Below are 24,094 nucleotides of genomic sequence, written 5' to 3' on the forward strand. Positions count from 1 at the left end.
TCTACTACGTTAATGCAGGTTGCAGGTAGCCGGTCAGAATCAGCGCAGTCTGCACGGCGCCAAACAGCACAATAACGAGTGCGCCCGTGACGGCAACAACACGTTTCGTTGCTTCGATCCGCGAGCGAAGGCGAAAACTGCGCGCCATGACGAAACGGTTCGCGCCCACGGCGCCCAGGCCGAACAGCGTAACGGTCACTGCCACGCCCGCGCCGATGGCAAACGTCGCGGCAATGCCTATCCACGGCGCGTGCGCGGCAACCGACGCGATCAGTACGAAGATCGACCCGACGCATGGCCGCACACCCGATGCAAACCCGGTCGCGAGGATCTGCGACGTCACTGAAATTTTCGATCTCCCGAAGCGCGTTGTGCTGCCGGATTGCCGCATGTGCAGTTGCAGTTTCGTGCCGAGGTAAGCGGGTTCGTGCTCCGACGTCTGCGACGATGCCGCATTGCGCTCAACGGGCACGAGCTTCAGCGCGCGGGGATCGACGCAGCAGTCGCGACGCGCGAGCGTGCTGTAGATCGTCCAGCCACCTGCGACACAAAGCAGAACATAGCTGACGATATCGAGCGACGCCGCGTTCGACAGCACGCTTGAGACGCCCGCCTTCGCGAACCATAGCGCGCCGAACACGAGCACGATCGCGCTCATCGCCTGTACGGCTGAGCTCCAGCTTGCCAGCGCGACGGCCTGCGCGATGCGCGTGTCGCGCGAGCCGAGCCAGGTGCCGGCGACAAGCTTGCCGTGGCCCGGCCCGAGCGCATGCAGCACGCCGTAGGCGAACGCGAGGCCGATCAACGCGAGCCATGTCCAGGGCGTCGATGCGCGATGCAACTGTTGTGCGGCGTCGGCGATGCGCGCGTTGAGTCTGCCCTGCCAGATGATCGATGTCGCCAGCGCCGTGCGCGCGAACTCGGGTAGCACGAACGTGTGGTGGGTCTCGCTGGCAGATGGCGCGCTCGACGGGCTCGCGCTTTCCGCCGGTGACGAAGCCGATTGAATGGGCTGGCCGAAGACATCGACGGCGGGTGACGCAGCGTGTGACGGCGCAGCGAGAATGAAACCCGCGACTGTCACGCATACCGCAATCAGGATATGCAGTAGCCTGCGTTCAAGAGTCAGCATGATATCGCCGTCGCTTGCGGCACGACGATGCCGTTGAAGATAGGATGCGCGCGATCCTGAAACGGCTTCACCGTGCAACTGGACACGGCATGTCCCTCTATCGTCACGGCGTTTGCGCCGTCCGGTTCGTAATCGACGAAGAACGAATCGTCCCAGATTCCAAGTGAAACCTTGTGGGCACTCACGTCGACCGGCTTTTTCAGCGCCAACGTGAAGGTGTAAACGAGCTTGCCATGATCGACCGATACGCGAAAACCTGCGGGGTCCCCCAGACGCTGCGCCTCGCCATCGACGAAAAGATGACTGAAGTATTGAGCGCCCGCGAGCGATGAAAATGCCTGTTCGCGGAAGATCGCAGTCTGCTTCGCGTCGAGCGGCCCGTTGTCGGGCAAGGTATCGATGCCTACGAGTTGAACCGGAAAGCCTTCTGAAAAGCGCCACGTTTGCGCTATCGAGATCACGGAGGTGCCTTGCATTTGCACGCGCGCCGAAAACCGTATCCATACGTGCGGATGCGCGGCAGCTACCCCGGATGCGACGAATAGGGCGACGCCGATGAGCCGCCTGATGACAGAAAGATTCAACATCGCTTTTGATTGTTAATTCTACGATGACACGCCGGCATGTCTCGAAGGACTATTGAGCATGCCGTTGCTTTCTTTCAGGAGTAAGGCGGTAGCGCGAGAAAGCGCGTCATTGTCGCATGAGCGGTTATGAGGCGCTCGCCGCACCACGATATTGGCATAGCATGCCATCATGCGTGACAATCGTCGCCATCCGTCGATGTCTGTCATGAGGAGCCGTCATGTCGATACTGATCTTGGGGTTGCTGCTATTCCTGGGCGGGCATTCCGTCCGCATCTTCGCGGAAGATTGGCGCAAGGCGCGCATCGCGCGGATGGGCGAGAAGAACTGGAAAACGGCGTATTCGGTGGTGTCGCTGATCGGCTTCGTGCTGATAATCTGGGGCTACGGCATCGCGCGGCGGGAGCCGGTCGTGCTTTGGTCGCCGCCCGCATGGGCGCCGCATCTAGCGGGCCTGTTGACGCTTGCCGCCTTCATTCTGTTTCCCGCTGCGCATGCGCCGGGCAACCACTTCAAGGCCATCTTCAGGCATCCGATGACTCTGGCCGTCGTGCTATGGGCGTTGGCGCATCTGCTGGCGAACGGGACGTTGAACGCGCTGGTGTTGTTCGGCGCGTTTCTCGTTTGGGCGGTCTTCGATTTGGCTGCTGCGCTTCGGCGGGATCGCGTGGAAGGTGTGGTGTATCCGAAGGGGACCTTGTCGCGCGATGTGATGCCCGTCGTTGCCGGTGTTGTCATCTGGGTAGCGTTCGCGTTCTTTCTGCACGGCTGGCTGATTGGCGTGAAGCCTTTCGGTTAAAGCGCGACGGAAAGACTTACGATCTCAGATCGGCCAACATCTGCTCGGCGAGAAAATCGCACGGCGGTCGAGCCGAACGCGCGCTACGCACAAGAACGACTTCGACCGCTGCCAGCGGCGGCAAGTCTTCTGCTTCGCCGAGTTGCGCAAGATGCGCCGGGACGCTGCATCGCGCGAGCGGTGCGACTGCGAGGCCTGCCTCGACCATGCAGATCAGTCCCAGAAGACTAGGGCTTTCATACGACATCCGATATTTGATGTTGGCCTGCTGCAGTGCGCCGATCGCATGCGCGCGCGCCGTGCTGCCGGGCGCAAACACGGCGATGGGCAGTGGGCGTTCTTTCCATATCTGCTGGTTGCCGCGCGCGGCCGCCCACACCATCGGCTCGGAACGGATCGGTTCTCCTGTGATGCCCCGCGTCTTCGTGATGCACGCGAGATCGAGCGTGTTGTCCTTGAGCAAGGGAACGAGCGCGCTGCTCGGCATGCCGATCACGCGAACCTGCACGCGCGGATGCGCGACCGCGAATTTTCGCAACACGGTCGGCAGCAGCGACGACGCGTAGTCGTCGGGTACGCCGATCGTGACGCGGCCGCGTATCTCCGGACGCACCACCGACGACCACGCTTCTTCGCGCATCGCCAGCATGCGCCGGCCGTAGTCGATCAGCGTCCTGCCTTCCTCGGTCAACGCGACGTTGCGCGTCGTGCGCACGAATAGGGGCTTGCCGAGCGCTTCTTCGATGGTCTTTATCTGCATGCTGACAGCGGAAGGCGTGCGATGCAGGGACGTCGCGGCACGCGCGAACGAGCCGGTGTCGGCCACGGCGACGACCATTTCCAGAACGTCGAGATCGAGTTTTTTCATCAGTCAGAAAAATTGAATAATTCATTCAGTTTAAATCGTTTTACTTAGCTGTCGTGCGCTCCGATACTGCAATCGCGATGGGCATTACGGACGTGACGAGGTAGCGCATGAGAACGATGGTCGAATTCATTACGGTGGGCGGCATGCTGGCCGTGACGCCCGGCCCCAACATGGTCTACGTGATGATGCGTTCGGTCGCGCAGGGGACGAAAGCGGGGCTGATCTCGCTGGCGGGTGTGATGCTCGGTTATCTGACGTATATGTTCGGCGCGGCGTTCGGGATCACCACGCTGTTTCTTGCGATACCCGGCGCAGGCCGCGTTCTGGCCGTATTTGGCGCGCTCTACCTGCTTTATCTGGCCTGGCAAATGCTCAGGCCGGGCGGCCGTTCGCCGCTGCAGATCGAGGCGGCGTCGATCGAGAGGCCGCGCCGGCTGTTCGCGATGGGCGCGACCACGAGCCTGCTGAACCCGAAGCTCGCACTGATCTTCCTGTCGTTACTGCCGCAATTCATCGACTATCGCGCGGGCGGCGTGTTCAGGCAGTCGCTGACGCTGGGCTTTTCGCTGATCTTCGCGTTCGCTTCCGTCAATACGGCCGTGGCGACTTTCTCGGGCAATCTCGCCAGGTTCCTTTCGACACGGCCGAACTGGTTCGGCGTTCAACGTTGCGTGATGGGCGCGATGCTTTTCGCGCTCGGCGCGAAGATGGCGCTGGATGCGTGGCACTGGAATCTGTCCGCGTGATGTCTCGCCGCCGCTAGCGGACCTCCGCCTCCTGCCGATGCCGGATGCGATAGCGGCCAGGACTGACCCCTGTCGTGCGTTTAAACGCGATGCTGAACGCGGTATCGGACAGATAGCCGATCTTCTCGGCGATCTGCAACAACGGTTCTTCCGACTGTTTCAGCGCACTCATTGCAATCGTCATGCGCCACTGATGCAGATAGTCGAGCGGCGCGCTCCCGACGAGCTGCCGGAACCGCGATGCGAACGCCGTTCTCGACATACCCACATTTGCAGCGAGCGACTCGACGGTCCAGCGCTGTTGCGGCGAGCCGTGCATCAGCGTGAGCGCCGCGCCGACCTTGTTGTCGGATAGCGCCTTGAGCCATCCGTCCGGCACGTCGCCGCGCTCGATGAAGGCGCGCAACGCCTGCACCAGCACGAGCGTGGCGAGACTCGTCCTGGCGACGTCCGCCCCCGGCTTTGCAAAGGCTGTTTCGGCGCCGAGCAGCGCGAGCACATGCCACAACGCGTGGGACGACACATCGGCCGCTTTCAGATGCACGATGGGCGGCAAGTGCTGCAGCAAGAGTCCCGTCACGTCGTTGTCGAACACGAACCGGCCGCTCGCAAGCTCGACCGGACCGGTGGCGCCTTTGCCGCGAAAGCGCACGACGCCATCCGCGCCGCGAATCGACTGGTAGGTGGCGGGGCCGTCCAGCGGCGGGCAATCGGGAACGCTCGCGGAGCAAAACGGCTGGCCGTTGGTCAGCAGATAGAAATCGCCTTGCTCGATGACGTGCACACTGTCCTGCCCCGTCATCCGCAGATAGAGCCGCCCGCGCAGCACCGTGCCAAACTTCAGATGCTGGTACGCCGGGAAACTGAACGCCCATTCGCCGCATCCCTCGAAGCGGTCTGACACACCGCTTCGCACTCTGAGCATCGACAGCACTTCGGACAATGCGTCCATAAATGTACGCTCGATAAGAAAAACCGGTCAGTTGATTATATGAAGAACGGCTTTCCCACGCGATGATGGCCGTGTTGCGCCGCGTGGCGCGCGTTGAAACGAGGAGCGATCCGATGAAAGCATGGCAGCTCGACCGATTGGGCGGGACCTTGAGCATGATCGATGCGCCCGTGCCCGCACCGAGGCCCGGCGGCGTCGTGGTACGGATGCAGGCGTCCGCGATGATGTCGTACATGCGCGACTACGTGGCGGGCAAGCTGCCCGTCTATCACGCGCCCGACCATCCGTTCATTCCGGGCGGCAATGGCGTGGGCATCGTGCACGCGGTCGGCGGCGATGTGTGGCACCTGAAGCCGGGACAGCGCGTGGTCGTTTCATCGCATTTCGTTGCGAACGAGAATGTCGCCGATCCCGCGCAAATACTCGTCGGCATCACGGCCACCCAGGCCGACAGTTATGCGATGCAGGCGGACTGGCCCAACGGCACGCTCGCCGACTATGCGCTGCTGCCCGCAGCGACGTTGACGCCTGCCGATGCCGTTGCGGACCTGCCCGCGGCGCAGCTTGCAGTGGCGATGCGCTATGTCGTGCCGTTCGGTGGCCTGTTGCGCGGCCGGCTTGCAGCGGGCGAGACGATCGTGGTGTCGGGCGCAACGGGCGCCTATGGGTCGGCTGCTGCGTTGCTGGCGTTGGCACTGGGCGCGGCACGCGTCGTTGCCGTGGGCCGCAATGCCCGCGCGCTGGACGAACTCGTTGCGGCGGGCGGTGGCCGCGTTGTGCCCGTCGTCGCAACAGGCGATGCAGCAGCCGACACCGATGCGATCCGTTCCGCCTGCGCAGGCCGCGCCGATATCGCGTTCGATATGGTCGGAAACGCAAGCGATCCGAACCTGACGCTGTCGGCGTTGCGCAGCTTGCGGCGCGGCGGAAGACTGGTGCTGATGGGCAGCATGCGCGTGGACCTGCCGTTGCCCTATACCGAGGTGATGCTGAACGACTGGGAGATACTCGGCCAGTTCATGTATCCGCGCGACGCGTGGCGACGGCTGCTGATGCTGGCGAGCGCGGGCATGCTCGACCTGCGCGCGATTCGTTCCGTCGAATTCGCCATGAACGATGTCCCTGCAGCAATCGAGCGTGCCGCTAGCGCGTCGGGTCTCGAATGCGTCATTGTCGATCACCAGAGGTGAGCGATGCCAGTTCTGAAGACGATGCATCGGCTTTACGTTACGCGCGAACAGCTCGAATCCAGCGTCGCATTTTACGAGGCGATCCAGGACGTGTGCTGTGAACGTCGGCTGAGCTTCGAGTCGATGGGAATTGAGGTCGCTGTGGTCGGCTCCTTCATTCTGCTTGCGGGAAGCGATGAAGCGTTGGCGCCCGTGCGGCACATTCAGGCAGCGCTGATCGTGGATGCGCTCGATGCGTATGCGCAGCGTCTGCGCGAGTTGGGCGCGACGTTCTTTGGCGAGACGCACGAAAACGCCGCGGGCAGACACGTGGCGGTGCGGCATCCGGATGGGTTGATCGTGGAATACTTCGAGCCGGCGAGAAGCGCGGACGCGTGAAGCCTTGCGATGTCGCTTGGAAAATTAATCGTACGTAGTCTATTATGGACGTAATTGTCCATATGAGACTTCTGAGTCTCCGACGATGAACGTGGACGTTTTCGACCAACCTTGAAAGGGGCGAGATCGACGTGACGGTACGCAAAGAGACGACAGAACTGCCTCAGGTCGCGCCCGGCGCGGCGCATCAGTTGATCAGGTACACGTTCGACGGGTCAGGCGAGACGCCACGCAGCGCGTATATCCAGGCGGGCCTGCATGCCGATGAGCATCCAGGTCTGCTCGTCGTCCATCATCTGCTGCGCATGCTGACGGCACTCGATAAAGACGGGCGCATCAAAGGGCGCGTGGTCGTGTTGCCGTTTGCGAATCCGATCGGGATGAGTCAGCGGATTTTCGGCATGCCGACGGGGCGCTTCAATCTCGAGAACGGCGAAAACTTCAACCGTCACTTTCCGTCGATTGCGGGCGCAGTCGAACAGGCGCTGGGCGAGACGCGTTACGAGCGCAACGACGTCGCGCAATTCAAGACGCTGTTCGACAGGCTGCTGGCCGCGCACGAGCCGCGCGATCCCGTCCGGGCAATGAAATCGCACCTGCTGCGCGAAGCGTTGCGGCACGACCTCCTGCTGGATCTGCATTGCGATACGAGCGGCATCCTGCATCTGTACAGCACTCGCGCGCAACAACCGCGCGCGCTGCGCCTCGCGAAAGCGCTGCGGATCGAGGCTGTGTTTCTCGAAGATCGCGCGGGCGGTGGACCGTTCGATGAGGCGTTCATGGAGCCCTGGAACGTGCTGTCGTCGGCGGGTCTCGTCGATGCGGAGCACAGTGGCTTTGGCGCGTCCATCGAGTTGCGGGGCCAGGCCGATGTCAGCGACGAGCTTGCAATCGCGGACGCGCAGGGCATCCTGCGCTTTCTCGCTGCGGAGTCGATCATCGATTACGACGAACGCGATACGGAAGCTGAAGTCGAGCCGCGCATCTATCCTCTCGAAGGTGTCTCGCATGTGAGCGCGCCGTCCACGGGCATTGTTGTGTATCGGAAGCAACCGGGCGATGCCGTTGCGCGCGGCGATGTGATCGCGGAGATCGTGCGTATAGATGCACCGCCGGATACGCCGCGCGACGTCGTGCTCAGCGACGTCGACGGCATCTTCGTCGTTGCACAGCATTTCAAGCTCGTGAAAGCGGGGCAGCGTATTGCGCTGCTCGCCGGCATGATGCCGCTGCCGGGCCGCACGGCCGGCAATCTGTTGAACGATTTCTAAAGGCCCTGACGATGGATGATCTCTACGAACGTATTCTCGACGCGCATCGGGCGCTCAGACCGCAAGTGCGCGTGACGCCGCTGGAGCACAGCGCGCTGCTGTCGGAGCAGACGGGTTGCGACGTCTATCTGAAGTGCGAGCATCTGCAGCACACGGGGTCGTTCAAGTTTCGCGGTGCGTCGAACAAGCTGCGGCTGCTCGATGCCGACGTTCGACGTCGCGGTGTCGCGACCGTATCGACAGGCAATCACGGTCAGGGCGTCGCGCTCGCGGGCAAACTCGCGGGCGTGCCCGTGACAGTCTATGCATCGGTGTCCGCTTCGCCCGTCAAACTGAACGCGATACGCGCGCTTGGCGCATCGGTCGTGACCATCGACGCATCCACGCTGGAAGTGGAGCTCGAAGCGGCGCGGCGCGCAAAAGAGGCAGGCTTGCCGTTCGTCTCGCCGTACAACGACATCGACGTGATTGCCGGGCAGGGCACCATCGGCGTCGAACTGGGCGAGCAACTGCCCGGTCTTGCCGCGGTGTTCGCATCGGTGGGCGGCGGCGGCCTGATTTCTGGCATCGGCTCGGCGACCAAGGCGGCGAGTGCGAGCACGGAGGTGGTGGGATGCTGGCCCGCGAATGCGACGACGCTCTATCGCTGCATTCAGGCAGGTAAGGTGATCGACGTCGAGGAGACAGACACGATTTCAGACGGCACGGCAGGTGGTGTGGAGCCGGATACGATTACCTTGCCGATCGCGCAGCGGGTGATTGACCGTTGCGTGCTGGTCAGTGAAGACGAAATCAAGGCGGCGATGAAACGGCTTGCGCAAACGGACCGCTGGATGGTCGAAGGCGCGGCAGGCGTCGCGCTGGCGAGTTTCCTGCAAGTCGCGCCTTCGTATCGTGGCCGTGCGGTTGCCGTGGTGCTGTGCGGCCGCAACATCATGCTCGACAAGTTCGTGGCAGCCGTTCAGTGAAGTGCTGTGTTGTACTCTTCACCGGGGAAGCCTGTATCACGAAGCGACCTTCTCCGCAGGGACCTTCTCCGCAGCGATCATCGTGGATTCCAATTGCGTGAACTCGGCGCTGCTCACGGTTCCATCGCCATTGCTGTCCATCAGTTTCAGCAGCGATTGCGCAGTTGAATCGCCGGGAGCACTCGTCGTTTCGCGCACGGCGCTCAACCACTCCGCGTTCGATACCGAGCCGTCGTGATCTTCATCAAGCGCGGCGAAGAGATTGTCCGCATCGCTTTTGTTGTCACCGAATTGGGCGAGCACTGTCTCGAAGTCCGACTGCGAAATAAATCCATTCGCGATTCCGTCCCTTCCTTCTATCGTGGATTGGGCAAACGGCAGGCGGCTTTTGAGTGCCGCGTTGAGTTGCTGAATATAGTCGGCGTCCGACTCGCCGGGCGAGCGCGACGTGTTCAGTCCCACCAGACTGACTGTTGCAACAGTCACGCCGTTGGCCCTTAGCTCAGCGAGCGCCTGCGCGTCCGGGCTGAACGTCACCTGTGTGGACGATCCTGTTCCGGACGTTTGAGGGGAAGGAGATGACGCCGATGACGATGCAGATGTCCCGTCATTTGAAAACGCCGACGGCGTTTTGGATGGTGGCTGAGTGATCGCTCTCTGGCTGCTTATACCGGAAACTGACATGTATGACTCCATGATGATCCGGATGCCCTGCATCCGGGATTGAAGACGTTTCACCGCAGCGGTTTGCCATCGCCGCGTCCCAATCTTCAGGTTTTGGGCGAGCCTGCATATCGATCCCATGACAATGGCTACTTCGTAGCCTGTCAACCTAGCTTGGAGTCCGGAATATTTCAGAAATGGTGGTCGGCCATTCTTCAGAATAGAGGCAGGAAACTCCCTCAATCTTCGCCAGAAACTCGGCTATGTCCGTCGAAGGCTTGTGCGGTCAGGTCGTTTCTTCTCTGGATTTAAACGAAGCTTTTATTAACGCTTGGGCAACTATCAGTATCCGCAATCGAGTTTTAAAAGAAGGGATGCTGACTACCTGCAACGAGAATCCCACATTCCGGTTCAATGAAACATCAGCGGCGGGCCTGACGGGTCTGAGTGCGTGCCTCCTGTCCCCGTTCCCTGGAAGGGCTTTCGCTCGCGACGTCCCGATTCGAGAGTGGATCGGGTCGGGTGTAAAGGATTAGAAACGCTCCCAGCAATCCCATCCGCACAAGAGCCGGAAGAAACGAGGCGAGTGCCGAAAAGGCAAACAATGACAGCATGATCCAGGCCCTGATCCATTGCATCCGGCGTCGGCCGAGAGTCGATGCATCGCTGGACGGACGCTGCCGAAAGCTTTCATACATCAGAACCATGTATGTCATCTCGACAAGCAGGAAGACTGTTGCATATGCCGTCAATGGCACACTTGCAACCCTGCTCGATGCCAGCCACGCCGTCGTGAAGGGGATAAAGGAGATCCAGAAAAGATTGGCGAAGTTGGACCATGCCAGCAAACCTGTGAGAGCGGTCGCATGTTTGAACACGTGATGATGGTTCAACCACACGACGGCAATGAACGCATAACTCACCACGTAGCTGATCAGGTCCGGCCAGAGCTCGAGCAGGGCGCGTCCATCGTTCCGTGTGGGGATTTTCAGCGCCAGCACCATGATTGTGATGATGACGGCAAAGATGCCGTCGGAGAGTGCGCTGAAACGGCCGAGGTTGTCATCCGAATCGTTCATGGGGCGCCCTTCCAGCCGATAGAGCTTTGCCGCTGTGACGAAGGCCGGGCATTTTGCCTGGCGTCCGTTCGGGAGTTTTCGATTATGCGCCTAGGCGCATTTGGCGCGCAGACAAGGGGATACATCCATCACAGCACTGCCCGTATCAGCGACGGCTCGACTTCAAGGGCCACTTTGGCGCGCAATCGAAGAGAGTGCGGACGCGATGAACGCCCGCAAAAGAAAAGGCCCTCGTCTCCACGAGGGCCTTGGGAATCAGGCTGCGGGGCCGACTCAACGACGAGCGACCGGCTTGAGACTAACGGCCTCTGTGCAAAGCCGACTTGGCCGCTCTGCGGACGGCACTCGCCGTCGAATACGCCATTGCCTTGGCCCGATCACGCACCGCGCTCTGTCCAGGCGGATTGGGATTGATTCCAAGCCTCCTGAGGTAATAGTTGGCGCGATAGATATCCGCTCGAATAGAGTCAATAAACTGGAAATTTACGCTCAAAGTCACCGAGATATTGTCGTCGTTCTTCAACCAGTGGGGGCAGTTGACAGGAACGTGAACGCCATTTCCCGGGGCCAATCTGTACAAGCGCGATCGGTCCTGCAGTTCGGGTCTATAGTTTGGCGCGTTGTTGTCGATCGTCCAGAACTGCTCGATTTCCTCCTCCGGAAGAATCTGCCGATCTTCCCGATCAAAGACGTACAAATCCTTTTCGCCGTGGATTTGAAGAATGAAATTGCATTCACGATCGATGTGATATGCCGTCACCCGCTTCGGCGACGTTATGAAAATGATGATCTCCTCATTTCTGATCTTGGATTCGATGCCGCCGCCAATCATATCCTTGACCTCTGCGATCGCATGCCGGTATAGCTCGGTGTAGGCCGGATCTCTTTGCGCGTCTCTCAGGATGAACCAGGCGTTTGAATCTTCCAGTTGCCCTAATGCATCCAGCGGTGAGAATGCATGATTCGTATCTTTCCATTTTTGACCAGGCGCGACGTCACCCATGTCGTAGTAGAGATCAGATGGGCGCGTTTTCATGGTCCGCTCCGTCAACTCCATCAATTGAGGGAGTTGAAAGCGCGGATGAGATGCAAGGTGGTGGGCCACCTCGAAGCTCTTCCGCTCGAAACGTTCTCGAAACACTGAGGGATCTGCGTCGATCCACTTGTCCGGCAATGTCGCTTCAGGGACCGGGAAATCCGTGGACATGTCCATGCGATCGCTCCTTGTAATCTAATCGTCTGGAAAACGAAATACGTTAGCGTCAAAGCCGAACGTCACCCAATGGCGTGGAATCTAAACCCCGACTTTCAGCGGTTCGGTGCGTTAGCGCACCTTCTGGTTAGTGCCGTCCATCGCATCGGACGCCTTGGAGCGGATCAGCTTCATCTGCGAGGCATCTCGCGGCATCCACGATTGGTTTGCAGCACTTCGCCCACCTTGGTGAACAGGGCGTCGCCACGATTGTGCATCTGCAGCAAGCGACGGGACTCCATCGAGTACGGCTTACCGTAACGTGTAGCGCGACTGAAGTTCGTGAATTGGGCCACCTGTCCAAAGACGGCGATGCCGTGTAAGTAAATCGTAATCTCATGTTGGACTTTTGCATGAATGAAAAAGACATTCCATACATTCCACTCTAATTAAAAATCTCCTTCAGGAAGACACTCCTCTCCACGCAATTCGTTTTCACTTTCACTACGAATGTAGGAGCAGGAACATGAGCAACGTCACGAAGCAACAGTTCAAACGCGTCTGGTTCATCACAGGCGCTTCGCGCGGTCTTGGCGCGCTGATGGCCAAAGCAGCCATCGCCGATGGCAACGCCGTGGTCGCCACCGGTCGCAACGCCGCCGCGATTGATGAGCGGCTCGGAGAGTCACCGGCCGTGCTGTCCATCGCGCTCGATGTGACCGACGAGGCACAAGCCAAGGCGGCCGTCAAAGCCGCTGTCGAGAAGTTCGGCCGCATCGATGTACTGATCAACAACGCCGGCTTTGGGCTGCTTGCCGCCGTCGAAGAATCGAGCGATGCAGACGTACGCCGGATCTACGACACCAACGTCTTTGGTCTGCTGAACGTGACGCGCGCTGTGCTGCCGGCGATGCGCAAACAGCGCTCGGGTCACGTGATCAACATCTCGTCGATTGTCGGTTATCAAGCGGCGGCAGGCGTTGGCGTGTACAGCTCGACAAAGTTCGCCGTCGAAGGCATCACGGAAGCACTGCACGCTGAGTTGAAGCCGCTTGGCATTCACGCGACGCTCATCGAGCCCGGCTTCTTCCGCACGGACTTCCTGGATACATCGTCGTTGCTCGTCGGCAAAGACATCATCGACGACTACGAAGAGACGTCGGGCACACTGCGCCGCCTCGCAGTCGACATCAATCACAACCAGCCTGGCGATCCGCAGAAGCTGGCAACAGCGGTCGTCACGCTTGTCGATGCGCAAACGCCGCCGTTGCGTCTGCCACTCGGTACTGACACGCTAAAGGCGATCGCAGAAAAGAATGCCCATGTGACGACGGAAACGCAGACGTGGGAGGCGCTGTCGCAATCCACAGATTTTCCGGTTTGAAGACGATAACCTGCTGAACGGCCCGAGTCCTCGCGCGCTTGCCGCATCGGCTCGGGCGAAATACTGTTTTGGTCTACTAACGCGTTCGTGCGACGTCTGAATGAAAAGAATCGGCTTTCTCTCGTTCGGCCACTGGACGCATTCGAGGCATTCGCTGACACGGTCGGCATCGGATGTCTTGCTGCAATCGATCGACATGGCGGTCGCTGCCGAGGAACTCGGCGCGGACGGCCGATACTTTACTTCTGACCGTGCCGAATCAACGGGGCGTGGAGTACTGCGCCCACGTTATCGAATCCATTTTGACCCACGTTGCCCCCGCGCCTGGCCGACGGTAGGACGCAATAGCTATTGCCCCAAGAGACACGAAAACGCGCGCCCGAGCGCGATGTGACAACCACCGCCCCGTCGTGTCGCAGAACGCTTCATCGCAGTGGAAGCCAAAGCGGGCCTTCCCACGCTTTGAGTTCATCGAGAAACGCTTTTAACTTCGACGGCATGAAGCGGCGCGTCGGATAGACGGCATGCACGAATATTTCCGGTGACGACCATTCCGGCAAGATACGAACAAGTTCTCCGCTAGCGATATGTGCATCGCAATAGCTGGACGGAAGCAATGCGATGCCGTGCCCGCGGAGCGCAAAAGCGCTGACGATGTGAAAATCGCGCGCGGCTACGGGACCCGTCACGTGAACCTTGACCGACTTCCGGCCACTGACCAGATGCCATTCCGTCTCGTTGTTTCGAGCATTGATCAGCACGCAAGGAAGTTGACTGATGTCTTCGGGCCGCGAGGGGAGATCGTGATTGCGGACGTATTCGGGCGAAGCGACAAGGTGCCGGACACTTCTTCCCACGCGTTGGGCAACAAGACTCGAGTCCTGCAGATCGCCGAAGCGGATCGCGACGTCGACGTTTTCGGCGATCAGGTCCAGGAAAAGGTTGGTGAAGTGAAGATCCACCTGGATGCCCGGATATTTCTTTAGAAACGACGAGACGAACGCGTAAAACGACTCCTGTTCCAGCATCACGGGACCGGAGATGCGCAGCAGACCTTCGGGCTTCTTTTGCGTCTGCGTGATCACGCGTTCCGCGTCATACAGATGGCTCAGCGGCTCACTGCACTGATCGAAATAGGCCCGTCCCTGTGCGGTCAGGCTGAGCTTGCGGGTCGTGCGCTGGATCAGCGTCACGCCAAGGCGTTCCTCGAGCGCTGTCACCTTGCGACTGACGGTGGAGACGGGCATGCCCAAGGCCCGTGCAGCGCGGCTAAAGCTCTCGAATTGCGCCACCCGCACAAACACGGCGATGTCATTCAAGTCGGCCAGTTCGGACATACGAGACCTTTGCACGGGTGGAAAAGAGATTACATATATTCCAGTCTAATCAAAAATGTCCCCGAGGACGACACTTCTCTCCATGCACTTCAACCTCCTCGGAGAGATACCATGTCTAGCAAAGTCGTCGTCATTACCGGTGCTTCCAGCGGCATCGGAGAAGCCACCGCAAAGCTCCTTGCCTCGAACGGCGCCACCGTCGCGCTGGCCGCTCGCCGCATCGACAACCTCAACCGCATTGCCGCTGAAATCGAGGCAAAGGGCGGCAAGGCATCGGTTCACCAGGTCGACGTCACGGATCAGGCACAGGTCAATCGCCTGATCGGCGACGTCGTCTCGCAACACGGCCGCCTCGATGTGATGGTCAACAACGCCGGCCTGATGGCCATCGCGCCCCTGTCGCTGCGCAAGACCGACGAATGGGACCGCATGATCGACATCAATATCAAAGGCCTTCTTTATGGCGTCGCAGCGGCGTTGCCGGTCTTTGAAAGGCAGCAGTCCGGTCACTTCGTCAACATCGCGTCGGTCGTGGGTCTGAAAGTCTTCAGCCCCGGCGGCACGGTGTATTCGGGCACGAAGTTCGCGGTTCGGGCCATTTCTGAAGGTCTGCGTCACGAGGTTGGAGGCAACATCCGCACCACGGTGATCTCACCGGGCGCGATCGACACCGAACTCAAGTTCGGTTCGGGCCATGAAGACAGCCGCGACTTCGTCGTCGATTTCTACAAGATGGCCATTCCGGCCGATGCCATTGCGCAGGCCATTGCTTATGCGATCGAGCAGCCCCGTTCGGTCGACGTCAACGAGATCGTGATCCGTCCCACCGTGCAGGATTTTTAAAGATCACGGCGGGCAGGAAAGCGCTTCAACCCGTGACTGCAGAAACGACCCCGAAGCGTACGCAAGCGCGCCTTCGGGGCGTGTGAACGCGCGTCGCTTTTTGAATCCCAGTTCCAGAACAACTTTTCTCAAGGAGTGGTCATGCAAGCTTTGATCGCCAACATCCAAGGTCTGACCGCCATCGGTATTGGCATCATCATCGGCCTCGGTGCTATCGGCGCCTGTATCGGTATTGGACTGATGGGCGGCAAGTACATTGAGGCCGCCGCTCGGCAGCCGCAACTGATGAATCCGCTGCAAACCAAAATCTTTCTGCTCGCCGGTCTGATCGACGCGTCGTTCCTGATTGGCGTCGGTGTGGCCATGCTGTTTGCGTTCGCGAACCCGCTGCTGTCGAAGCTCGCGGGCTGAGGTTCAGCGGTTCTATTTCGAGTCGAATGACGTTCAGGGATGAAAGCCGTGTCACTCGACTGCTTTTGGGTTTCGTGCCTTCCGCACAATTGAAGCGTTCGGTGCGTCGACAACCGTTCCGTAGGACCGGCTTCGGCCCAGCTCGGTCTGCACCTCGCGATAGCGCTGCTCGCTCTCGCGGACTTTTTCTTCCGCCGCCTTGCGTTCCGTAAGATCGAAAAGGCACCGCAGACGAGGCGATGCCGTGGACGTGTTCATGACAATGTAGGCCTTGGTTGCACAGCAGTGTCGCCAGTCACACCTACTCTGGCGCGCTACGCTAGGACATGTCCGCCGCAAACACCGAAGCCTGCTGGAGAAAATTCGCCGTCTTTGTTGGCGTCGATTCGATCCGCGATGCCAGCACTAGCCGGATCGAAATAGGTTTGCCGAGTGCGTCGATGTACACGACGCCTTCAACCCGTATCTGACAAACAGAAGCCGGCACCAGCGACACCCCAAACTCCGCCGCCACGAGATTCACCACTGACGACAACTGCGGCGCCTGCTGCCCGGCAATCGGCTCGAAGCCAGCCTCCCTGCACGCACCGACAATCACATCATGCAACGTCGGGCTAGCCTCTCGCGGCAGCATCACGAACGGGTCTTCGGCCAGATCCGACAGAGCGATCTTGCGCTTCTTCGCAAGACGATGCGTGGCGGGCAGCACGATCTTCATCGGTTCGATTGCGATGTGATGGAACTGCACGCCAGCGGGCGACTGACTGCCGAGACGCACGAACGCGACGTCCACGCGGCGTTCGTCGAGATACGCGAGCAGTTGCGCCGTATTGCCTTCCGCCAGCGTGAGCGTGACGTTCGGATAAGCCTGCCGGTAAGCGCGGATCAGCTTCGAGACGACAGGATTGAAAGCCGCCGACCCCGTAAAGCCGATGTTCAGTTGCCCGATCTCGCCGCGCCCGGCGCTCTGCGCCTTTTCGACGGCGATGCGCGTGTCGTGCAGGATGCGCTTGGCGTCGGCGGCGAAGGCTTCGCCCGCTTCCGTCAGCACGACGCCATGCCCCGTGCGGCGAAACAGGCGCACGCCCATTTCGTCTTCGAGTGCATGGATTTGCTGGCTCAGCGGCGGCTGACCGATGCCCAGCCGTTCAGCGGCGCGGGTGACGTTGCGCTCTTCGGCAACGGCGAGGAAGTAACGGATATGGCGCAGTTCCATGCGATATATGGAAAAGCTATTTCAGAAAGACGCGATAGATATTGGACAGTATAACAGTCCCGCGACAAAATATCGCTATCGCGCGGTCCGCCGCCCCTGTACGTCTCCCCGGATAACGTCCCCAACAATCGTCAAGAGGAGAAAGGCAGGACGCATCGCGCCTGTGGTGGCGTGCGGCTATGCCGACGTTGTTTCGTTTTGAGAACCGAAAGGGGTCTACTGTGGCAGACACATTGAAAAAACCGAGGCCGGAATACCGGAACATCGGTATCGGGCAGATATTGACGGCATACCGTCTTCCTCTCGCGGGACGGGTGTCGATCCTTCACCGCCTGAGCGGCGGCCTGCTGTTCGTTTTCCTTCCGTTCCTGCTTTACCTCTTTGACCAGAGCCTGACCTCCGAACTGAGCTTCGAGGTGTTCAAGGGTTTCCTGTCCAACATCATCGTCAAGCTGATCACGCTGGTGCTGGCCTGGGCGTTCCTGTTCCACTTCTGCGCGGGCGTGCGCCATCTGATGATGGACATGAACCACGACGCGGTGTCGAAAGAGCGCGGCAAGAGCACGTCGGTCGTCGTGCTGGTGGTGTCGTCGATCCTGACGATCGCCTTCGCGCTCAAACTGTTCGGAGCATTCTAAAAACATGTCCGCTAATAACCGAGTTGGCTCCAAGCGCCTGGTGGTCGGCGCGCACTATGGTCTGCGCGACTGGCTCGCGCAGCGCATCACGGCCGTCATCATGGCCGTGTACACCGTCATCCTGCTCGCCTGGTTCTTCGGCGCGCACGCATTCTCTTACGACGGCTGGGCAGGCATCTTCGCCACGCAGTGGATGAAGCTCGCCACCTTCGTCGCGCTGCTGTCGCTGTTCTATCACGCGTGGGTCGGCATCCGGGACATCTGGATGGACTACATCAAGCCCGTTGGCACGCGGCTTCTGCTGCAGGCGTTGACGATCGTCTGGCTGCTCGCGTGTGCGGGCTACGCTGCGCAGATTCTCTGGAGAGTGTAAAGAATGGCTGCAATCAAGAATTCCCTGCCGCGTCGCCGCTTCGACGTGGTCATCGTTGGCGCGGGCGGCTCGGGGATGCGCGCGTCGCTGCAACTCGCGCGTGCGGGCCTGTCCGTCTGCGTGCTGTCGAAGGTGTTCCCGACGCGCTCGCACACCGTTGCGGCGCAAGGCGGCATCGGCGCCTCGCTCGGCAACATGAGCGAAGACAACTGGCACTACCACTTCTACGACACGATCAAGGGCTCCGACTGGCTCGGCGACCAGGACGCGATCGAGTTCATGTGCCGCGAAGCACCGAACGCCGTCTACGAACTGGAACACTTCGGCATGCCGTTCGACCGTAACGCGGACGGCACGATCTACCAGCGCCCGTTCGGCGGCCACACGGCCAACTACGGCGAAAAGCCCGTGCAGCGCGCGTGCGCGGCGGCTGACCGGACCGGCCACGCGCTGCTGCACACGCTGTACCAGCAGAACGTCGCGGCGAAGACCACGTTCTTCGTCGAATGGATGGCGCTGGACCTGATCCGCGACGCCGAAGGCGACGTGCTCGGCGTGACCGCGCTGGAAATGGAAACGGGCGACGTCTACATTCTCGAAGGCAAGACCACGCTGTTCGCCACGGGCGGCGCGGGCCGGATCTTCGCGGCGTCGACCAATGCGTTCATCAATACGGGCGACGGCCTGGGCATGGCCGCACGCGCGGGCATCCCGCTCGAAGACATGGAATTCTGGCAATTCCACCCGACGGGCGTCGCAGGCGCAGGCGTGCTGATCACGGAAGGCGTGCGCGGCGAAGGCGGCATCCTGCGTAACTCGGACGGCGAGCGCTTCATGGAGCGTTACGCGCCTACCTTGAAGGATCTGGCGCCGCGCGACTTCGTCTCGCGTTCGATGGACCAGGAAATCAAGGAAGGCCGTGGCGTCGGTCCGAACAAGGACCACGTGCTGCTCGACCTGTCGCACATCGGCGCTGAGACGATCATGAAGCGTCTGCCGTCGATCCGCGAAATCGCGCTGAAGTTCGCGAACGTCGACTGCATCAAGGAGCCGATCCCGGTTGTGCCGACCATCCACTACCAGATGGGCGGCATTCCGACGAACATTCACGGTCAGGTCGTCGGCACCGCGAAGGGCCACGAAGACCCGATCAACGGTTTCTACGCGGTGGGCGAATGCTCGTGCGTGTCGGTGCACGGCGCGAACCGCCTGGGCACGAACTCGCTGCTGGATCTCGTGGTATTCGGCCGCGCGGCGGGCAACCACATCGTCAAGCACGTGAAGGAAATCAAGGATCACAAGCCGCTGCCGGCCGATGCCGCTGATTTCGCGCTGTCGCGTCTGGCGAAGCTGGACAACTCCAGCTCGGGCGAATACGCGCAGAACGTGGCGAACGATATCCGCTCGACGATGCAGGCGCACGCAGGCGTGTTCCGCACGTCGGCGCTGCTGGCGGAAGGCGTCGAGCGCATTCGCGAAGTGGCCGCACGTGTCGGGAATATCCACCTGAAGGACAAGTCGAAGGTGTTCAACACGGCGCGCGTCGAAGCGCTCGAAGTGGAGAACCTGATCGAGGTCGCGCGCGCGACGATGGTGTCGGCGGAAGCCCGCAAGGAAAGCCGCGGCGCGCACGCGCAGAACGACTTCGAACATCGCGACGACGAAAACTGGCTGCGCCATACGCTGTGGTACAGCGAAGGCGACCGGCTCGACTACAAGCCGGTTCACATGAACCCGCTGACGGTCGAATCGGTGCCGCCCAAAGCGCGTACCTTCTAAAGCACAAAGGACCCCACACCATGGCCAAGCGTACATTCGAAATCTACCGCTACGACCCGGACAGGGACGCCGCGCCGCGCATGCAGACGTACGAGATCGAGATCGACTCGCACGAGCGCATGCTGCTCGACGCGCTGGTGAAGCTGAAGGCACTGGACGAAACGCTGTCGTTCCGCCGCTCGTGCCGCGAGGGTGTCTGCGGCTCGGACGCGATGAACATCAACGGCAAGAACGGTCTTGCCTGCCTGACGAACCTGAACGACCTGCCGCAGAAGATCGTGCTGCGACCGCTCCCCGGGCTGCCCGTGGTGCGCGACCTGATCTGCGACTTCACGCAGTTCTTCAACCAGTATCACTCGATCAAGCCGTATCTGATCAACGACACGCCGCCGCCGGAAAAGGAGCGCCTGCAGTCGCCGGAAGAGCGTGACGAACTCGACGGCCTGTACGAGTGCATTCTGTGCGCGAGCTGCTCGACGTCGTGCCCGAGCTTCTGGTGGAATCCGGACAAGTTCGTCGGCCCGGCGGGTCTGCTGCAAGCCTACCGTTTCATCGCGGACAGCCGCGACGAGGCGACGGGCGAGCGGCTGGACAACCTGGAAGATCCGTACCGTCTGTTCCGTTGCCATACGATCATGAACTGCGTCGACGTGTGCCCGAAGGGGCTCAATCCGACGAAGGCGATCGGCAAGATCAAGGAATTGATGGTGCGCCGGGCGGTCTGAGATGGACGAAACATCGCATCAGTCCGACCCGCTGCGTCGCGCGCGTCTCCGCTGGCGTGCACGACGTGGCCTGCTGGAAAACGATCTGATCTTCGAGCGTTTTTTTAGCCGATATGAGCATGATCTCAGTGATGCAGACGTAGGCGCGCTCACGCGCCTGCTCGAACTAAGCGATAACGACCTGATGGACTTGCTGCTCGCCCGCAAGGAACCGGAGGGCGACCTCGCCGACGCAGATGTCGCGCGGGTGCTGGAGATACTGCGTACTGTGTGAACCACAGCCGCGCAGTAAGCTCTGGCAAAAGCAGCGCCTCTCTTCACGCATTGCTCGCTCGGGCGAGGTCAACCGCCTCCGCCCGACGCGAGATTTCTTCGCGGCGCTTCGCCGACCCCTTCCCCGAACATCGCAATTAACGCGCTCGCGCTGTAATAGCCCGGTTCGCGCGTCTACACCGATGCGACTGCTCCAATGAAACTGTGAACGAACCAGTTAGCCACAATCGACCGTCCGAACCAGTCGATATTTCCCGAATGTCCTAAAGCGCTGCCCGATACTGCCGTTAAGCTGTTGACTTAACTCTTCGCCGGCGCGTGCTGGCATCGATCAGCATGCGCAACATGACAGTACGGGCCAGCCTTCTTGCATTGCTTGTGGTATTCGCGACGATGATTCTGCTGGGCGGCGTGGTCGGCATCGGGGCGCTGAAGATCACCAACGGCAATGCGCAAAATCTGCGGGATATGGCGCGTCAGACGATTCTCGTCAACGATGCGTACAAGGACACGACGCGCACGCGTTCGGCGATGGTGCGCGCTTACTCCGCGCTGAAGGAGCGCAATGACACGGCCACGCGCGACTCGGCGCTGCAGAGCGCGCAACGCTCGCTCGACCTGTCCGTGCGCGAGACGCAGGCTTTCGAGAAGTCGGATGCGTTCGACGGCATGGACGCTGCGCTCAAGCAGCAACTGCTCGATTCGGCGACGCAACTTGCCACGACGCTCAACCGTGCCGCCGACGCATTGCGCAACGGCGACACGGCTACCTACGCGGCGCTCAACGATCGCGACATCACCGCATCGGGCGCGGCCTATTCGACGAACGTCGAGAAATTCCAGAAGCTCGCGAACCAGCTTTCCGAAGATGCGCTCGCGAGCGGCAATCAGCGCTATCAATGGATCGTCGGCACGGTGATGTTCGGCATCGCGATTGCAGTCGGCCTGATCGTGCTCGCGTACATCGCGTTGCAACGCACGGTCACCACGCCGCTTGCGCAGGCGGCCGACGTGCTCGATCGCATCGCCTCCAACGATCTGACGGTGCGCGTGCCCGAAGCGAGCAAGAGCGAGATCGGTCAGTTGTTCGCCGCGATGCACCGCATGCAGTCGGGCCTCACGCGGACGGTTTCCGGCGTGCGCGAAAGCTGTGAAGCAATTCATACGGCGGCGCGCGAGATCGCGGCGGGCAATCTCGATCTGTCGAGTCGCACGGAAGAGCAGTCGGCGTCGCTCGAAGAAACGGCGGCGAGCATGGAGCAACTAACGTCGACCGTGAAGCAGAACGCCGAGCACGCGCGCGAAGCTAACAGGCTTGCCACGAATGCCGCCGATCTCGCGCAGCAGGGCGGCGACGTGGTCGAGCGCGCGGTGCACACGATGGCCGAGATCAGCTCGAGTTCGAGCAAGATCGCGGACATCATCGGCATGATCGACAGCATCGCGTTTCAGACGAATATTCTCGCGCTGAATGCGGCCGTCGAGTCGGCACGCGCGGGCGAGCAGGGGCGCGGGTTCGCCGTCGTAGCGGGCGAAGTGCGCACGCTCGCGCAGCGCAGCGCGGGCGCCGCACGCGAGATCAAGGCGCTGATCGGCACTTCCCTCGATCACGTGCAGAACGGCAATGGACTCGTCACGCAGGCGGGCGCGACGATGACTGAGATCGTGCGGTCAGTGCGCAACGTCGCGGGCATCATGGGCGAAATCACGACAGCGACGGCCGAGCAGAGCGACGGCATCGAGCAGGTAGGCCACGCGGTGAGCCAGATGGACCAGGTCACACAGCAGAATGCGGCGCTCGTCGAGCAGGCGGCCGCCGCAGCGAGTGCGCTGGAAAGCCAGGCGCAGACGATGCGCGAAGCCGTTTCGGCATTCCGTCTTGCTAAGGCGTTTTGATCACCCGCAGGCCCGCATTTTTCAGGTTCCGTAAAAGAGGCTTTTACGGAACGCCGTCTTTTTCCGTTTGAGCATGCTTCTTAGACTGCACGTAAGTTCAACAACACGTGAAAGTCGAAGGAGTTCTCATGCAATTTCTGTTTGCAATGCGCGTCAAGCATGACGCCACGCCCGTCACGAATGAGCAGCGTGCGATGGAAGTCGCGTACGTCAAGGAGAAGTACGCGACTGATACGATTCGTCAGATCTGGACCCGCGCGGACCTGCCGGGTGCGTGCCTGCTGATCGAAGCGGCGGACGAAAGCGCAGCGCGTGCCACCGTCGAAGCACTGCCGCTGATGCTGGCCGGCAAGCTCGAAATCCAGATGCTCGTTCCGCTGCTGCCATATCGCGGCTTCGCCGTCGCGGGTCAATGATGGAGCACGCGCTTCTGGAACGTCACGGCGAGCAGGCGGGCGCATCGGATGACATGCGTCTGTACTTTCTCGACCACGGCGGCAATCGCGTGCTTTCGGCGACGAGCGACGGCGGCCGGTTCGAAGTGCTGGTCGACGCTTGCTGTGCGGGACCGGACGGCATCGCCATCGACACGGCGCGCGGTCATCTCTACTGGACCAACATGGGCGTGCCGTCGCGCAACGACGGTTTCATCATGCGTTGCGATCTCGACGGCGGCGACCTCACGACCATCGTGCCGCCGGGATTAACGCACACGCCAAAGCAACTGCTCATCGAGCCACGCGGCGGCCATCTCTACTGGTGCGACCGCGAAGGCATGCGCGTGATGCGTTGCAAGCTCGACGGATCGTCACTGGAGACGCTCGTGCAAACGGGCTATGGCGCACATCAACAGGCGGATGCACGGTACTGGTGTGTCGGACTCGCGCTCGATGTCGAACGTGAGCAGCTCTACTGGACGCAAAAGGGCGCGACGAAATCGAACACGGGACGCATCCTGCGCGCACCGCTGAATCCGCGCCGCAAAAGCGTGTCAACAGCATCGCGCGACGATATCGACACCCTGTTCGACCACTTGCCGGAGCCCGTCGATCTCGAACTCGATGCTGCGACGATGACCCTTTACTGGACCGATCGCGGCGCGCCGCCGTTCGGCAACACATTGAATCGCAGCCGGCTTCAGCAGCGTGACGAGATGGGCTTGCATGCTGAGGTGTTGCTCGACGGCTTCAACGAGGCAATCGGATTGTCCGTGCATCCTTACGGCGTTGTTGCATAAATCGGGTTTGAAGACAAAGGCGGTCGTGTGATCTTGAATTCAGGCAATGCGAGCGGATTGCGGACGTGCGAGCGCCGTCATACGGTTGAGCACGCCGACGCGAACCGCCACTTCGGTCGCCTGGGAGCCGATCGTGCGCGCCCACAGACAATTGCCGGT

The 24,094-nt window shown here is 60.9% G+C and carries 27 protein-coding genes and 2 pseudogenes; 18 read left to right on the forward strand and 11 right to left on the reverse strand.

Annotated features, from left to right (window positions below; translation table 11 throughout):
- Window positions 1–4: 4 nt before the first annotated feature.
- Entirely contained in the window at window positions 5–1,132 is a 1,128-nt protein-coding gene (locus SB822_RS22795) for a nickel/cobalt transporter (RefSeq protein WP_007578564.1), read from the reverse strand.
- Window positions 1,126–1,719: a DUF1007 family protein gene (locus tag SB822_RS22800; RefSeq protein ID WP_007578563.1), complete on the reverse strand. Its 594-nt coding sequence runs from the start codon at window positions 1,717–1,719 to the stop codon at window positions 1,126–1,128. Before SB822_RS22800 ends, SB822_RS22795 begins: the two co-directional genes overlap by 7 nt.
- A gap of 218 nt (window positions 1,720–1,937) precedes the next feature.
- On the opposite strand from SB822_RS22800, the gene SB822_RS22805 reads away from it, so the two are divergent.
- Window positions 1,938–2,516 (forward strand): NnrU family protein, encoded by a 579-nt coding sequence (locus SB822_RS22805; RefSeq protein WP_410855726.1) that lies wholly within the window; start codon window positions 1,938–1,940, stop codon window positions 2,514–2,516.
- 16 nt (window positions 2,517–2,532) lie between these two features.
- Here SB822_RS22805 and SB822_RS22810 read toward each other — a convergent pair whose 3' ends face one another.
- Window positions 2,533–3,384 carry a LysR substrate-binding domain-containing protein gene (locus SB822_RS22810; RefSeq protein ID WP_007736292.1) on the reverse strand — a complete coding sequence of 284 codons (852 nt, stop codon included), beginning with the start codon at window positions 3,382–3,384 and terminating at the stop codon, window positions 2,533–2,535.
- A gap of 107 nt (window positions 3,385–3,491) precedes the next feature.
- On the opposite strand from SB822_RS22810, the gene SB822_RS22815 reads away from it, so the two are divergent.
- Window positions 3,492–4,130, forward strand: coding sequence for a LysE family translocator (locus SB822_RS22815; RefSeq protein ID WP_410855727.1), 639 nt, complete (start codon window positions 3,492–3,494; stop codon window positions 4,128–4,130).
- 13 nt (window positions 4,131–4,143) lie between these two features.
- On the opposite strand, the gene SB822_RS22820 is transcribed toward SB822_RS22815, so the two are convergent.
- Window positions 4,144–5,082, reverse strand: a complete 939-nt coding sequence (locus SB822_RS22820) for an AraC family transcriptional regulator (RefSeq protein WP_410855728.1) — start codon at window positions 5,080–5,082, stop codon at window positions 4,144–4,146.
- 113 nt (window positions 5,083–5,195) lie between these two features.
- On the opposite strand from SB822_RS22820, the gene SB822_RS22825 reads away from it, so the two are divergent.
- From SB822_RS22825 to SB822_RS22840, 4 genes are all read left to right on the forward strand, one after another.
- Window positions 5,196–6,272, forward strand: a complete 1,077-nt coding sequence (locus SB822_RS22825; protein WP_410855729.1) for a zinc-binding dehydrogenase — start codon at window positions 5,196–5,198, stop codon at window positions 6,270–6,272.
- Between the two features lie 3 nt (window positions 6,273–6,275).
- The gene (locus SB822_RS22830; protein WP_410855730.1) at window positions 6,276–6,650 is read left to right on the forward strand and encodes a VOC family protein; all 375 of its coding nucleotides are present in this window, start codon (window positions 6,276–6,278) and stop codon (window positions 6,648–6,650) included.
- 131 nt (window positions 6,651–6,781) lie between these two features.
- Window positions 6,782–7,921 carry a succinylglutamate desuccinylase/aspartoacylase family protein gene (locus tag SB822_RS22835; RefSeq protein WP_410855731.1) on the forward strand — a complete coding sequence of 380 codons (1,140 nt, stop codon included), beginning with the start codon at window positions 6,782–6,784 and terminating at the stop codon, window positions 7,919–7,921.
- A gap of 11 nt (window positions 7,922–7,932) precedes the next feature.
- On the forward strand, window positions 7,933–8,889 hold the full coding sequence (locus SB822_RS22840; protein ID WP_007578555.1) for a threonine/serine dehydratase: 957 nt from the start codon (window positions 7,933–7,935) through the stop codon (window positions 8,887–8,889).
- A 36-nt stretch (window positions 8,890–8,925) separates the two neighbouring features.
- Here the strand turns inward: SB822_RS22840 and SB822_RS22845 are convergent, their stop codons facing one another.
- The 3 genes from SB822_RS22845 to SB822_RS22855 all read right to left on the reverse strand — a co-directional run bounded on the left by SB822_RS22845 (window position 8,926) and on the right by SB822_RS22855 (window position 11,844).
- Window positions 8,926–9,573 (reverse strand): EF-hand domain-containing protein, encoded by a 648-nt coding sequence (locus SB822_RS22845; RefSeq protein WP_238554553.1) that lies wholly within the window; start codon window positions 9,571–9,573, stop codon window positions 8,926–8,928.
- Between the two features lie 401 nt (window positions 9,574–9,974).
- Window positions 9,975–10,631, reverse strand: coding sequence for a TMEM175 family protein (locus SB822_RS22850; protein ID WP_079490428.1), 657 nt, complete (start codon window positions 10,629–10,631; stop codon window positions 9,975–9,977).
- A gap of 298 nt (window positions 10,632–10,929) precedes the next feature.
- A complete protein-coding gene (locus SB822_RS22855; protein ID WP_007578549.1) occupies window positions 10,930–11,844 on the reverse strand; it encodes a hypothetical protein in 915 nt (304 codons plus the stop codon).
- A gap of 505 nt (window positions 11,845–12,349) precedes the next feature.
- Between SB822_RS22855 and SB822_RS22860 the strand changes: the two genes are divergently transcribed.
- Both SB822_RS22860 and SB822_RS22865 read left to right on the forward strand, forming a co-directional pair.
- Window positions 12,350–13,207: an oxidoreductase gene (locus tag SB822_RS22860; protein ID WP_007736302.1), complete on the forward strand. Its 858-nt coding sequence runs from the start codon at window positions 12,350–12,352 to the stop codon at window positions 13,205–13,207.
- Window positions 13,208–13,307: 100 nt separating this feature from the next.
- Window positions 13,308–13,448, forward strand: a pseudogene (locus SB822_RS22865) (LLM class flavin-dependent oxidoreductase); the annotation flags it as partial.
- A 184-nt stretch (window positions 13,449–13,632) separates the two neighbouring features.
- On the opposite strand, the gene SB822_RS22870 reads toward SB822_RS22865, so the two are convergent.
- Window positions 13,633–14,544 (reverse strand): LysR family transcriptional regulator, encoded by a 912-nt coding sequence (locus tag SB822_RS22870; protein ID WP_007736303.1) that lies wholly within the window; start codon window positions 14,542–14,544, stop codon window positions 13,633–13,635.
- A 111-nt stretch (window positions 14,545–14,655) separates the two neighbouring features.
- On the opposite strand from SB822_RS22870, the gene SB822_RS22875 reads away from it, so the two are divergent.
- Window positions 14,656–15,387: an SDR family oxidoreductase gene (locus SB822_RS22875; RefSeq protein WP_007578542.1), complete on the forward strand. Its 732-nt coding sequence runs from the start codon at window positions 14,656–14,658 to the stop codon at window positions 15,385–15,387.
- Between the two features lie 141 nt (window positions 15,388–15,528).
- The gene (atpE, locus tag SB822_RS22880; protein WP_410855732.1) at window positions 15,529–15,798 is read left to right on the forward strand and encodes a F0F1 ATP synthase subunit C; all 270 of its coding nucleotides are present in this window, start codon (window positions 15,529–15,531) and stop codon (window positions 15,796–15,798) included.
- A gap of 51 nt (window positions 15,799–15,849) precedes the next feature.
- Here atpE and SB822_RS22885 read toward each other — a convergent pair whose 3' ends face one another.
- Both SB822_RS22885 and SB822_RS22890 read right to left on the reverse strand, forming a co-directional pair.
- A complete protein-coding gene (locus SB822_RS22885; RefSeq protein WP_114223700.1) occupies window positions 15,850–16,056 on the reverse strand; it encodes a hypothetical protein in 207 nt (68 codons plus the stop codon).
- 61 nt (window positions 16,057–16,117) lie between these two features.
- Window positions 16,118–17,014 (reverse strand): LysR family transcriptional regulator, encoded by an 897-nt coding sequence (locus tag SB822_RS22890; RefSeq protein ID WP_410855733.1) that lies wholly within the window; start codon window positions 17,012–17,014, stop codon window positions 16,118–16,120.
- Window positions 17,015–17,193: 179 nt separating this feature from the next.
- Between SB822_RS22890 and sdhC the strand changes: the two genes are divergently transcribed.
- The 8 genes from sdhC (at window position 17,194) to SB822_RS22930 (ending at window position 23,935) form a co-directional block, all read left to right on the forward strand.
- Window positions 17,194–17,652: a succinate dehydrogenase, cytochrome b556 subunit gene (gene sdhC / locus SB822_RS22895; protein ID WP_407671885.1), complete on the forward strand. Its 459-nt coding sequence runs from the start codon at window positions 17,194–17,196 to the stop codon at window positions 17,650–17,652.
- Window positions 17,653–17,656: 4 nt separating this feature from the next.
- Complete coding sequence (gene sdhD / locus SB822_RS22900) at window positions 17,657–18,025, forward strand: succinate dehydrogenase, hydrophobic membrane anchor protein (protein WP_007578582.1); 369 nt, start codon at window positions 17,657–17,659, stop codon at window positions 18,023–18,025.
- A 3-nt stretch (window positions 18,026–18,028) separates the two neighbouring features.
- Entirely contained in the window at window positions 18,029–19,804 is a 1,776-nt protein-coding gene (gene sdhA / locus SB822_RS22905; RefSeq protein WP_007736307.1) for a succinate dehydrogenase flavoprotein subunit, read from the forward strand.
- Between the two features lie 20 nt (window positions 19,805–19,824).
- Entirely contained in the window at window positions 19,825–20,529 is a 705-nt protein-coding gene (locus SB822_RS22910) for a succinate dehydrogenase iron-sulfur subunit (RefSeq protein ID WP_007579629.1), read from the forward strand.
- Window position 20,530: 1 nt separating this feature from the next.
- Complete coding sequence (locus SB822_RS22915; protein WP_079490416.1) at window positions 20,531–20,803, forward strand: succinate dehydrogenase assembly factor 2; 273 nt, start codon at window positions 20,531–20,533, stop codon at window positions 20,801–20,803.
- 335 nt (window positions 20,804–21,138) lie between these two features.
- Window positions 21,139–22,698 (forward strand): methyl-accepting chemotaxis protein, encoded by a 1,560-nt coding sequence (locus tag SB822_RS22920; RefSeq protein ID WP_009770024.1) that lies wholly within the window; start codon window positions 21,139–21,141, stop codon window positions 22,696–22,698.
- Between the two features lie 128 nt (window positions 22,699–22,826).
- Window positions 22,827–23,114, forward strand: a complete 288-nt coding sequence (locus tag SB822_RS22925) for a hypothetical protein (RefSeq protein WP_009770025.1) — start codon at window positions 22,827–22,829, stop codon at window positions 23,112–23,114.
- A complete protein-coding gene (locus SB822_RS22930) occupies window positions 23,111–23,935 on the forward strand; it encodes a YncE family protein (protein ID WP_410855734.1) in 825 nt (274 codons plus the stop codon). The genes SB822_RS22925 and SB822_RS22930 overlap by 4 nt, the downstream gene beginning before the upstream one ends.
- 39 nt (window positions 23,936–23,974) lie before the next feature.
- Here SB822_RS22930 and SB822_RS22935 read toward each other — a convergent pair.
- A pseudogene (locus SB822_RS22935) lies at window positions 23,975–24,094 on the reverse strand (IS5/IS1182 family transposase); the annotation flags it as partial.

The organism is Paraburkholderia sp. SIMBA_054, assembly GCF_046534875.1.
Classification (GTDB): Bacteria; Pseudomonadota; Gammaproteobacteria; order Burkholderiales; family Burkholderiaceae; genus Paraburkholderia; species Paraburkholderia hospita.